Origin of the sequence: Natronorubrum sulfidifaciens JCM 14089 (assembly GCF_000337735.1) — an archaeon.
In the GTDB taxonomy this organism is placed as follows: domain Archaea; phylum Halobacteriota; class Halobacteria; order Halobacteriales; family Natrialbaceae; genus Natronorubrum; species Natronorubrum sulfidifaciens.
The window spans coordinates 1-11,619 of record NZ_AOHX01000062.1 but is presented as its reverse complement, the minus strand read 5'-3'; the positions used below and the strand labels follow the sequence as shown (position 1 = coordinate 11,619).

The 11,619-nt window shown below is 57.8% G+C and carries 11 protein-coding genes; 1 reads left to right on the top strand and 10 read right to left on the bottom strand.

The annotated features are described in order from the left end of the window. The 6 genes from C495_RS17095 to C495_RS17075 all read right to left on the bottom strand — a co-directional run. The coding region (locus C495_RS17095) for a cation:proton antiporter (protein WP_008165222.1) at positions 1-1,622 on the bottom strand (1,622 nt) is incomplete at its 3' end. A 76-nt stretch (positions 1,623-1,698) separates the two neighbouring features. Next, complete coding sequence (locus C495_RS17090; RefSeq protein ID WP_008165220.1) at positions 1,699-2,727, bottom strand: sulfite exporter TauE/SafE family protein; 1,029 nt, start codon at positions 2,725-2,727, stop codon at positions 1,699-1,701. Between the two features lie 3 nt (positions 2,728-2,730). After that, positions 2,731-2,868: a DUF7512 family protein gene (locus C495_RS18180; RefSeq protein ID WP_008165218.1), complete on the bottom strand. Its 138-nt coding sequence runs from the start codon at positions 2,866-2,868 to the stop codon at positions 2,731-2,733. A gap of 27 nt (positions 2,869-2,895) precedes the next feature. Then, entirely contained in the window at positions 2,896-4,071 is a 1,176-nt protein-coding gene (locus C495_RS17085; protein WP_008165216.1) for an MBL fold metallo-hydrolase, read from the bottom strand. Between the two features lie 181 nt (positions 4,072-4,252). Continuing rightward, positions 4,253-4,513 (bottom strand): hypothetical protein, encoded by a 261-nt coding sequence (locus C495_RS17080; protein WP_049890421.1) that lies wholly within the window; start codon positions 4,511-4,513, stop codon positions 4,253-4,255. Positions 4,514-4,801: 288 nt separating this feature from the next. After that, the gene (locus tag C495_RS17075) at positions 4,802-5,860 is read right to left on the bottom strand and encodes an NAD(P)/FAD-dependent oxidoreductase (RefSeq protein WP_008165213.1); all 1,059 of its coding nucleotides are present in this window, start codon (positions 5,858-5,860) and stop codon (positions 4,802-4,804) included. A gap of 180 nt (positions 5,861-6,040) precedes the next feature. Between C495_RS17075 and C495_RS17070 the strand changes: the two genes are divergently transcribed. Then, on the top strand, positions 6,041-6,349 hold the full coding sequence (locus C495_RS17070) for a hypothetical protein (RefSeq protein WP_008165210.1): 309 nt from the start codon (positions 6,041-6,043) through the stop codon (positions 6,347-6,349). 275 nt (positions 6,350-6,624) lie between these two features. Here C495_RS17070 and C495_RS17065 read toward each other — a convergent pair whose 3' ends face one another. The 4 genes from C495_RS17065 to C495_RS17050 form a co-directional block, all read right to left on the bottom strand. After that, a complete protein-coding gene (locus C495_RS17065; protein WP_008165208.1) occupies positions 6,625-7,299 on the bottom strand; it encodes a peroxiredoxin in 675 nt (224 codons plus the stop codon). Positions 7,300-7,528: 229 nt separating this feature from the next. Then, the gene (locus C495_RS17060) at positions 7,529-8,374 is read right to left on the bottom strand and encodes a DUF1641 domain-containing protein (protein ID WP_008165206.1); all 846 of its coding nucleotides are present in this window, start codon (positions 8,372-8,374) and stop codon (positions 7,529-7,531) included. Positions 8,375-8,377: 3 nt separating this feature from the next. Then, the gene (locus C495_RS17055) at positions 8,378-9,550 is read right to left on the bottom strand and encodes an NAD(P)/FAD-dependent oxidoreductase (RefSeq protein ID WP_083902516.1); all 1,173 of its coding nucleotides are present in this window, start codon (positions 9,548-9,550) and stop codon (positions 8,378-8,380) included. 212 nt (positions 9,551-9,762) lie between these two features. Further along, complete coding sequence (locus C495_RS17050; protein ID WP_008165203.1) at positions 9,763-10,866, bottom strand: rhodanese-like domain-containing protein; 1,104 nt, start codon at positions 10,864-10,866, stop codon at positions 9,763-9,765. Between the last annotated feature and the right edge of the window lie 753 nt (positions 10,867-11,619).

The following is an 11,619-nucleotide window of genomic DNA, read 5'->3' as shown; positions in this document are numbered from 1 at the left end:
TCCTTTTGACCGAGTTCGTTCATCCACGCCGACAGCGACGGCCGCGCTAAGACGTTCTCGAGCGACCACGCCGTCGCCATCGAGAGATCAATCGCCCGGACGTCCAGCGATTCGAAGGCGTCGACGTTATCCGGCTGGTTGACCCGCGAGGCGACCTTCGAAATGTCGAAGGTCGTCTTCGAAAGCTGGCAGACCAGTAGGTTGACGTCGTCGTCGGGCGTGGTCGCGATGACCGTTTTCGCGTTCGACGCGCCGGCGCGCTCGAGGACGTCGGCGTCGGTGCCGTCACCCTCAACTGCTCGGAGCCCCCGTTTGCGCGCCGTTTCGACCGCATCCGGGTCCACATCGACGAGCAGCACGTTTTCGCCGTCCTGTTCGAGCCGTTCTGCGAGGGAGAGGCCGACCCGTCCCCCACCGACGATGAGTGTACGCATTGGTGAAACCTCGAGGTAGTTTGCGATCTGTCGTGCGAGGCCGGCCTGGAGGACGACCGTCGCGAAGATAATCAAGAAAACGGTGCCAGCCAGCAGCTGAGCCTCCTGTGTGCGGCCAAGCGCCTGCAGTTCGACGGCAAACAGCGTTGCGACGCTGGCAGGGATGATTCCCCGCGGGCCGACAGCGCTGAGAAAGAGCCGTTCGTTGCGCGTAAAGCGCTCAGCGGTCGTCGAGAGATAGATCACTGCCGGACGAAGAACGAGTGTAATCGCGGCGACGATGGCGATGCCGGCGATGCCGAGTTGGAGGATGTCTCCGAAGTCGATCAGCGCCGCCAGCGCGACGAAGACAAACGAGAGGACGACGACGGAGAGATCATCGAGAAAGTCGATCACCGCCTCGTGGTGTGGGAGGTCGACATTCCCGAGGGCAAATCCCGCCATGGCAGCGGCGGCGATCCCCGTCTCGCTGGCGATGATTTCGGCACCGCTGTATGCGACGACGATCCCAGCGAGAACGATCAATCGCGCGTGCAGCGGCCCGGTTCTCGGCGTGAGGGTGCTACGGCTAAGCGCTAGCCAGACAAGCCCGGCAACCAGCGCGCCGAACGCCAGTCCGATGACCAGCCGCCCGACGAAATCCACGACGAGATGACCGAGACTGCCGTCACCTGCAACAAGGACCTCGAAGACGACGACCACCAACACCGCCGCCGTCACGTCGTTGATCACTCCCTCGCCCTCGAGGACTGAAGCGACGTGATCCCGGACGGTGACGACCTGCAAGATCGGGCCGATAACCGTCGGCCCGGTCGCGATCAGCAACGCGCCGACGAGTAATCCGACCTCGAGACTCGTCTCGAGGAAGAAAACGACGGCGGCAGCCGTCCCGAGCCACGTGATCGCTGCGCCGACGGTGGTGAGTCGAAACAGCGCTGTTGGACTCTCACGAAGTTTCTCGAGACGGAGGTGATAGCCACCCTCGAAGAGGATGATCGCGACACTGACACCGACCATCGCCGGGAGCCCGTCTCCAAACGTCTCCTGAGAGACGAGACCGAGCAGTTCGGGACCGATCGCGATCCCGGCGAAGATCAGAAAGAGGACACTCGGGATCCGCAGTCGGTCCGCGAGAACGCGGGAGGCAACACCGAGTGCCAAGATGAGCGCGACGAGTGCAACGAGCATCACAGCCACACACGCAGCAGTGTAACGGTGGAATCACCGGTTTTTTCGGCGCTGTGCTGTCGCTCCCCCGAAGACATCAGTCACCCCCTTCGGGAGCGGTTTGCGTGGGCGATCCGTCCGTACTGACCGTTTGTGCGACCTGATACAGGATCATCAAGGCGACGAAGAACGACGAGCCGACCAGCAGGAGGACACTCAGCATCTCGAGTCCACCCATGCCGATCCAGTCGGCGAGCTCGCTCAGTGCGATCCCCGCACTGGCAAACAGCATCATCATCCCGAAATAGACGATGACGTCGTTCTCTTCGACCATCGTGGTCGCCGCCGAACCGATCTTCGCACCGAGGGCGCTCCCGATCAGCAGCATAGAGACGACCGCGAGGTCGACGCTGCCGGACATCCCGTAGGTGAACGTCCCGAACGCACCCGAGAACAGCCCGGCGAACAGGCTCGTCCCGACCGCAGCAGTGAGTGGCGTCCCGATCAGGTAGTGTATCGCTGGCATTCGGATGAAGCCGCCACCGACGCCGATCAGCCCCGAGATAAGGCCGACACCGCCGCCTGCTCCGGAGATCGTCCACAGCGAGGCCCGGCCACCCGAAGTCAGCGAGATCATCGGCGGAACGTTGTACGACTGAATCTTCTGACCGATCGGTGGAATATCGTCGTCGGCGTCCTCGTCAGCCTCGTCGTCATCGTCGTCCGTGAGGTTGTAGGCTCGCCGCAGGAACAGCAGGCCGATCCCTGCCAACAAGACGATGTACGCGATTCCGGTGACGAGTTCGGCGATCCCCAACGCCTCGAGGCCGAATACGAGCCGACTGCCGAGTTCGATCCCGATCGAGAGGACGACGAACAGGACCGCACCGAGCTTGTAATCCACCTGCCCCACGTCGTAGTGTTTGATCACGGCGATGACAGAGGTGCCGAAATAAAACGCCAGTCCGCTCCCGATCGCGACGGACGCGGGATAATCGAGGATCAGGAGGGTTGGCGTAATCAGGAATGAGCCACCCATTCCGAAGAAGCCGAACAACACCCCCACCATAAAGCCGAAGCTCACGAACAACACGAGCAGCGGCAAGGTGAGTCCGAGTATCTCCATCAGTTAGTCCACCTGTTTCGAGCGTATCGTCTTCGCGACCGACTCGAGCAAGCCGTAGGCGACGTAGAGGGCGACCGCTTGTACGAGGATGAAACCAACGACAGCGAATGCGCCGGTTACTCCACCTTCGATTCCGAGCATAGGCGTATAGATAGGCGTCTCCTCGTATCAGTCATCAGCTACGGCGCTGTCTTCAGTTGCCGCACAGCGGTTCGGTCCGAGCTCGAGTTCGTTGCGCTCGTCTTCGTCCTCGGGCTCGTAGACGCCGAGGTTCGTTTTGATGACCTTCTCGTAGTTCGGTGGCTTCGATGGGAGATTCTCGAACATGTGCTCGACGAACTCGTCCTCATCGAGCGAGACGATCTCGTTTTTCGCCCAGATGTCGCCGACGGTCGAGAACATCGGCATGCCGGGTTCGACATCGATGTACTCGCCGTCGTCGGTCAGCGAGAAGTGTCCGGGGAGGATCTTGACGTGGTCGGGCATCGTGGCGATCTTGTGCTGGAGCGTCTCGTACTGGACACGAGCACCGCTTTTGGCGTCCTCGCCGGCGAACTGCAGTTCGGTTCGACCGATCGATTCGACGAACAGCGTGTCACCGGTCAGCAACGCCTCGTCTTCGACGAGATAGGAATTCATCCCGGTCGTGTGACCCGGCGTATGAACGGCTTTGATGGCGATGTCGCCGACCATTACGGTTTCGTTCGGTTCGAGGCCGTCGAACTCGAACTGCGGGTCACGCGTGTTCGCCGGCTCGCCGAGATGGTACGGGACGCCGTACTTGTCGGCGAGATCTCGGCCCGCGGAAATGTGGTCGGCGTGGATGTGCGTATCGAAGACACGTGCGATCTCGTAGCCACGGTTAGCGGCAGCTCGCTCGAACGCCGCAGTCGCGCGAGTAACGTCGACGAGCGCCGCCTTGCCCGTTCGCTTCGAACCGATGAGATAGCCGAGACAACCCTTTGCACGACGCTGGAGTTGGAGGATCTCGAGGTCGTCGCGTTTGGTCGCGATCGGAACAACGTCATAGACCAAGCTCCAGTCTTCCATTCCACCGTCGACGTACGCGACGTTGTCGAAGCCTTCGACCTCTTCTAAGTACGCGGCGAACTTCCCAGCGGAACGGCCGGTCGCACACGTGATGACGACCTCGTCATCGGTCTCGTACTCGCTGGGATCGAACTCGCCGACGAGTTCGTCGTCGGAGCCGGAGTACTCGACGTTTTCCGCCTCCGAAATCCGCCAGTCCTCGTAGTCGTCCGGTGCTCGAGTATCAAAGAGCACGTCCAGTGTTCCTGCCTCGATTCGGTCCCGGAGGTCCGCTGCCGAAATGGTCTCAACCATACGGGAGAGCCTTTGAGAGGGGAGATATTAAGGGTTCGAGCAGCCAGAATAATTGTCCCCTTCGAAGCACACCGCCAGTCTACCGGAAAGAATCTACAGAAGGTAGTGACGACTAATACGGACAGTAGTTCGTATGAAACACACATCACACCGAATCAAACGACAGTTTTGGGTTTGCAACTCACTGCAAGACTTTTACGGAAACGAGAACAGTCGGGATGATAATCGGAATCGTCAGTATCGCGCCACTGATGACCACGAATGGCGCAACCGCGTGAACAGGATATGCGAGGAAATCCACCGTCACCCAATTAACGATGTTCACGGTGACAGCGTACGCGACAGCCGAAAGCAACAGGATGACGCCGAACGATCCCAACACGACACTGGTGACACGACGGGCGGATCTAGAGACAGGTTCCGTCTCAGTTTGAACGCTCATATTGTTGTCCACAACTCCAGTAATAACCTGATGGAGATAAATGACTCGCATTCATATTTTGGCGAAATCCAGCGGGTGCCGTCAGTGCAAGTACGCTGTTGATCGCCCCGACTACATGAGTCGGGACATCCGCAACGACCTGTGAGCCCCCTCGAAATCAAGTGGTTCGAGAGAAGTTGCTCTCTCGTCATCACGGAATACTCAATCTTCTGAACGATCCCGAGGCACTCGACCTGCTTTCTCTGTAGACCAAAACGATACATCGAGGATCCATGACAGCGGTCCGCCTCAGTCGTCGGATGCGGATTGCCCAGCAGAACCGCCAGCGTGTCCCTCGTGATCGACAGCAGTCGACTCGAGCGCCGACGAGATTGCGGGGACGTCCGCAGCCGTCACTTCGCCTTGCGACTCGATTTCCTCAAGCGATCGCGGAAACGCCCGCAAGTCCTTGTGGACGGCGATCCCCACGTTTGCCCCCTCACCCATCGCGACCGGAATCTGGTTGTGACCGGGCGTGAGGTCGCCGACTGCGTACACTCCCGCAACGGAAGTCCGACCGTCTTCGTCGACAGCGACGACCCCATCGTCGTGACGCTCGAGGCCGAGCGAGTCGACGATATCGTCGTGATAGTCGGAGCCGTACATCGGGAAGCCGCCACTGTACGCTCGAACCTGCCCATCGTCGAACTCGAACGACTCGAGCCAGCCGTTCTCGCCTTTGTTCATCCCGGTTATCTCTGCAGTGACGACGTCGACAGGGTGATGCTCGAGCATCGTGGCGGTCTCGTCGCTCCATTCGGGCTCCTCGCCACGGGTGAGCAGATCCACGTCGTCGGTGTAGTTCAGCATGATCATCGCGACGTATGCCGCAGCATCGCCGGTTCCCATCACGTAGACGGAGCTGTCGACGAACATGTACGCATCACAGTGGAGACAGTAATGCAGCCCCCTGCCAGTCGGGGGCAGCGGTGGCTCCGGGCGGTTGTCAGTAAAGCCCATTGCGAGGATAACACGACAGACGTCGTAGCTCTCGTCGCCCGTCGACACGCGGTAGCCGTCGTCCGCATCGTCGCCGAGTGGCGTGACATCCTCGACGAGGTCACGCTGGTACTCCGCGCCGTAGCCCTGAATCTGTTCTCGAGCGGTCTGCAACAGTTCGTTGCCCGACGTCCCCTCGCCGATCCCGATGACGTTGTGTGTTTCGCGCATCATCGCTGCGCGACCGCCGCCACGGTCGATGACGATCGTATCGAGCCCCAGCCGCGTGGTGTAGAGCGCACTCGTCAGTCCGGCCGGCCCACCGCCGACGACCGCAACGTCGTAGTCAAACCCGTTTTCCGTGTGCATTCGTGCTTAGAGGCTGTTGTCCGGGAGATAAAAATGTGTCCTCAGCGGGTCTTCCGACGCCTGAAAGCGGTGTCCGCAAGAGCGAAAGCGGGACACGTCACCGGTCTCGAACGCACTGCGTCTCCATCACTGCGAGAATTGGAGACAGCATATAAGTATCTTCCCTCCAGAGGATGGAGTATGGCAGATCCTTCCAACAGCGACCGTACTCGCTCGCTTTCCAAGCGGATCAACCAACTGGCAGCCGACGGTACCGAGAACGACGATACGGCGAAACAGCTCGCACTCGAGCTCGTTCGGACACACCACGATCGGATCAACGAACTCTACTACGAGGACGGGCTCTCAGATGCCGAGGCGGAAGCCCTTGCACTGGACGAAGCCGACGTCACCACGGCCGGAGCCACGCTGGTCATGACGGTAACAGGACGGAGTGACGACGACGTGGAGGCAGCCATCGAGTCCATCCAGCAAAATACGGCAGCCTGATTCTCGACTCGACAATAAAAACGGATTGGACGGTGTTCGGATCAGTTTCATCGACGCGACGAACAGCCCACGGCATCGACACGAACGGACACGGACAGACTCTGGTGGGTGTGGATCTGGTGTCCACAACGTGCCTGCCAAACCGCTCGAGTCCGCGATTCGCTCGCGGTCGTGCACAGAGATTGGATCGAACGGATGGTTGACGGTCTCGAACCGTCCGGCGGACAGGACGGCGCCCCTACGAAGTGCGTGTGCGACGTGACGGAATCGAGCGTCTAGATCTCTTTCAGGGTGAACCACCAGTCGTAGGATTCATAGCCCTCTTGGTCTGCTTCTGCGGTGCGTGCCTCTGCATCCTGGACCGTACCAGGTGGTGAAAGCAGCGCCTTGTCGCCGAAGTTGTCGTTCTCTGGCCAGTTCGACGGTAGCGCGACGTTTTCTTCGTCGGAGGTCTGGAGTGCCTCGAGCGAGCGGAGGACTTCGTCGACGTTGCGGCCGATCTCTTTGGGGTAGTAGAGGACCTGTCGGGTGACTCCCTCGGGGTCAACGATGAAGACGGCGCGGACCGTCGAGGTTCCCTGTCCGGGATGAACCATACCGAGTGCATCGGCGACGTCGCCGCTCTCGTCGGCAATGATCGGGAAGCCGATGTCCTCGTCGAGTTCTTCGTCGATCCACTCGGTCCACTTGATGTGGGAGTGAACACGGTCGATCGAGAGACCGATCAGTTCAGCGTTGAGTGCTTCGAACTCCTCACGGCGCTGCTCGAAGCCGACGAACTCAGTTGTACAGACCGGCGTAAAGTCGCCAGGGTGACTAAAGAGGACGAACCACTGGCCCTCGTAGTCGTCAGGGATCGTCTTGGGTCCATGCGTCGTTGCTACCTCGAGTTCGGGAAACTGGTCCCCGATAAGCGGAAATCCACTCGTGTCGCTTTCGTTTTCGGACATTACATCTTCGGTTAGGTGCCTAGCAACTATAACTCCTTTTCAAAAAGATATTTTTTCGTATTCCGAATGGAGAGGTGGGGAATAGCGAAATAATACCCCTGCCCTTTTCAAGTGACATACTATAGAGTACCATACACATGCCACGGCCAGCAAGGAAAAGCGGCAGCCAATTCGGTCGAGCGCCCCGATGACTTCGGGAGACACCCCAAGTCAGTCGACCCGTAGTTGGTCACTTCGCTCTCGAGGCACCCATGCGGCGGAGGAACTCGATGAGTACACCGAGCCCCTGACGGACGTCGTCATCTCGAAGCGCACCGAGCATCCCGAGCATACCGACCTTCTTCGGCGGTTCCTCTTCAGTGAACGCACCGAGTCCCGACTCGACAGCATCGATTAGCTCTGGATCACCAAGCTGGCTGCCAAGCACGAACATGTTACCGAGGTTCTGTCCGAGTTGGTGTGGCTCAAGCTCGGCCTCGGAGTACGTGCTACAGAAGCCGGCGACCATCATCCGCAGCTCCGCGATCGGTTTTCTGTTCTCGCGCGCGACGTCGACGGCCTCCGGGATGATGTCCTCGGCGAGGTCGTAGGTGACGTCGAGCAACTCCAACAACTCGATGAGCGTCTCGGTATTCTCACCGAGGCGCTCGAGCAAGACAAGCATCTCCTCGCGCTCTACGGCAACTCGAAGTCGGGCGAACGTCTCGCGGTTCTCACGAACGACTGTCTGAAACTCGGGAGCCAGATCGCTCACGAGGTCGTCTGCAACCTCGAGCGTTTCGAGGAGTTCGACGAGCATGTCAGCGTTCTCACCGACACGCTGGACGAGGACGAGCGTGTCCTCGCTCTCCAGAGCCATACGCAACTCCGCGATCGGCTCCCGAGAGTCGTGTGCGGCCTCGCGAAGTTCGGGCGCGAGGTCCTCGGAGAGTTCTTGGACAACGACGAGGAGTTCGAGGAGTTCCGCGAGTTCCTCGTCGTTTTCGTCGAGCGTCCGAGCGAGTTTGTTTACTTCGGCGGACTCGAAGGCGGTGCCATCGAAGTCGCCGTCGACCGATTGATCTTTCTGTGCCATTGGTTACGGAAGCGGATCGTAGCCTTTCATCCAGGCATCCCAGTAGACGGATGGAAGGACATTGACATCCATGATCCAGTTCATCTTGCTCTCGACAGGCGCGGAGATGGCACCCTCGTAGTCGAACTCGGCGATCAGGGCCTTTCCCTTCTTCGTCAGCAGAGGACAGGCAGCGTAGCCGTCGTACTCTGCTCGAAGCGGCATGTCACGGATAGCCGACGTGAGGTTCTTGCCGACGATGTGGGCCTGCTTTCGGGCGGCTGCGGCCGTCTTGGAGTGTGGTGCGTTCTCACAGTCACCCAGCGCGAAGACGTTGTCGTACGCATCGTGTTGGCACGTGTGCTTGTCGATGGTGACGTACTCGCCATCCTCAGAGCCTTCGGTCAGCGGCGAGTTATCGGTGATCGGCTCCTGACCGAACTGTGGGGTAACTGGTGCGTAGAGATCGTATTCGATCTCTTCACCGTCCGCACCGTAGACGACGCCTGCATCGGGGTCGACCTTTTCGACCGAGAAGTTTTCCTTGAACTCGATATCACGGTCGTTCCAGATCTCATAAAGTTTGTCACGATACGGCTGGACGCCGAAGTGGTGTTCGGCGTTTCGCGTCATGATGACCTCGACGTCGTCGCGAATGCCCTGTCGCTGGAAGTAGTCCTCCGCAAGCATCGTCATCTTCAGCGGCGCGCCAGGACACTTGATCGGCGTGTCGGGCTGGGTGACGAGGAACGTCCCCCCATCGAAGTTCTCGAGTGCGTCGCGCATCTCGAGTGCTGCCTCGTAATGGTAGAACGGGTAGACATCGTCGTGGTCTTCCCAAGCCTCGGTCAATCCGGGCATCGCACTCGGATCGAGTCGGTGGCCAGTCGCAACAACGAGATAATCGTACTCGAGGTCGTCACCATCCGCAAGGGAAACGGTCTGTCCGTCGGGATCGACACCCGTCACGGCGTCGTGAACGAACTCGACACCCGGCTTAAGGAGGTCATTGATATTCCGAGACTGATCAGGCTCGAGGTACCCGAACGGAACCAAATAAAACGACGGCTGGTAGAAGTGGTCAGTGCTTTTATCGACTACAGTGATCTCAGCTTCGTCGTTATCCAGTTTGCGACGGAGAAGATTTGCCGTCATGGCTCCGCCGGAACCGGCACCCAGTATGGCTATTTTAACCATGTACACATGAATATTACAGTCTCGGGCATCTAAACACACGTCTTTGAGAAACAATTGTGTGAGAAAGAGCGCAACGACGATCATAGAGAAAATATTGCCTAGTCTTCCGTCGCGTCGACGTGGCAGTTGCTGATCACTATCTGATCAGGTCACATCCGCTGCAGATATCGACAGATCGTTTTCAGGCAGCTAAAACGCTCATTTCGAGCCCACTAGGGCTCTTCCGTATCGGATTCGACCGGCGCATTGATGAGGTTCCCCCACTCGATCCACGAGCCGTCGTAGTTAGAAACTGACTGATACTCGAGCAGTTCTGAGAGTACAAACCAGACGATCGACGATCGTTCCCCGACATGGCAGTAGACGATGGTCTCCGTCTCAAGAGTGCTACCGTGGTTTCGGAACAGTTGCTCGAGCGTTGATTGATCTTTGAACTGTCCGTTTTCGTCAATCACCTCGGACCACGTTATGTGGATCGTGCCCGGGATATGACCCGCAGTGCGAGCCTCGGGAAGATCCTTGTTTGGCGGCTGTGTCATATCACCATGATACTCCAGTGAGGAGCGCACGTCAACGATAGCGACATCCTGTACGAGCGCCGCTTCGATGTCGGTTCGATATGCACGAATCCGCTCATCGGGAGCGTGTGCGCTGTACTCCTGTGGAGTAACCTCAGGCTCTTCAGTCGTCATCGGATAGTCAGACTCAGTCCACCGTTGCTTTCCACCGTCGAGGAGTTTGACATCGGTGTGGCGATAATACTTGAACAGCCAGTAAAGATACGCCGCGTACTGATTGTGGTGGGTACTGTAGATTACGACTGTACTCTCTTTCGAGATTCCACGCGCACCCACATACTCTTCGAAACACCGCTTATCAGCGACCCCACAGCCGTCAACGTCGACAAGATCACCGAGGATATCAACCTGGACAGCTCCCGGGATGTGTCCCTGGTCGTACTCGTCGTCTGCCTCCACAAGTCGAAGTTCCGGATCATCCTGTTCAAACTTCGAGAGACGGTCTTCTACCCACTCCGGCGAAACAAGAACTGAGGATCCAGAATTACTCCCAGCTCCGTAAGAATCGGTAGTAAGCTTGTAACAGGTCTGACGCCCATCGTGAAGCGCTGGGGACGAATCGATAAGATCAGCGTCGTCGAGTTGATCCAGCCCATATCGCGCCGTTCGCGAAGAGAGCATCGTCTCCTCCGTTAATCCCTTGAGTGTCATCGGGCCGGCGTCTTCGAGTGTTTTATAAATAAATTTTGAGCTCGGCGGTAAATCCTCGAGTGCGGCTTCAGTGTGGTTATCCGCCATGGCTGGTCTATGATGGACTAGTGCGTCCGCATATACAGTTCTTTCGTCACCGACCCAAGACCTAACCACAGCGACGATTACGAACTGCCTTCGTATTGAACCGGTCGTTAGCGTACCAACTTGTGAAAATATTGCAGTTTCTTTTACATGCATACCCATGTAATCCGATACTTGTTGCCACAATAATTTCATCTTCCTATCAGAGAAGGTCTCGATAGATATTATAATTATTAAATATTGTGCGTTAAAGTGTGGTAATTAATGCCATCACAGTTCATTTTCTCAAGGGTAGGCGTTCGAATACTAAACCATTATGCTGATATTCACATCGGATAAATAAACAACTGCCGTTGAAGGTATTCACCTCTTACGCGCAGTAATCACAAACTGCTCGTGGGCCAACAACGGTCCTTCACCTTCATATTAACAACCTCCCGCAGCTAAAGGCGCGGGTATTCTCCTTGTTCTTTATAAATCCGAAGAGCGGCATCCGTTGTCCACTTCGAGAACTATAGTAACAACTGAAACTGTTTACACACTGATCACATAGCCGTCATGCGACCGGGTGCGCACCGACGTTCAGTGGCTACACAAAAAGATCAAGCTAACCGTATTGCGATCGCTGGCTGGTTCAATAAATACGAAAACCCCAGCGAGCCACAGCCGTGGCTCACTGAGGGTGAAGTATGAATGAAGGCGGCGAAACGGATTTCCCAGAGGCTCGCGCACTCCAGTACTCGCCGTAACGCAGGC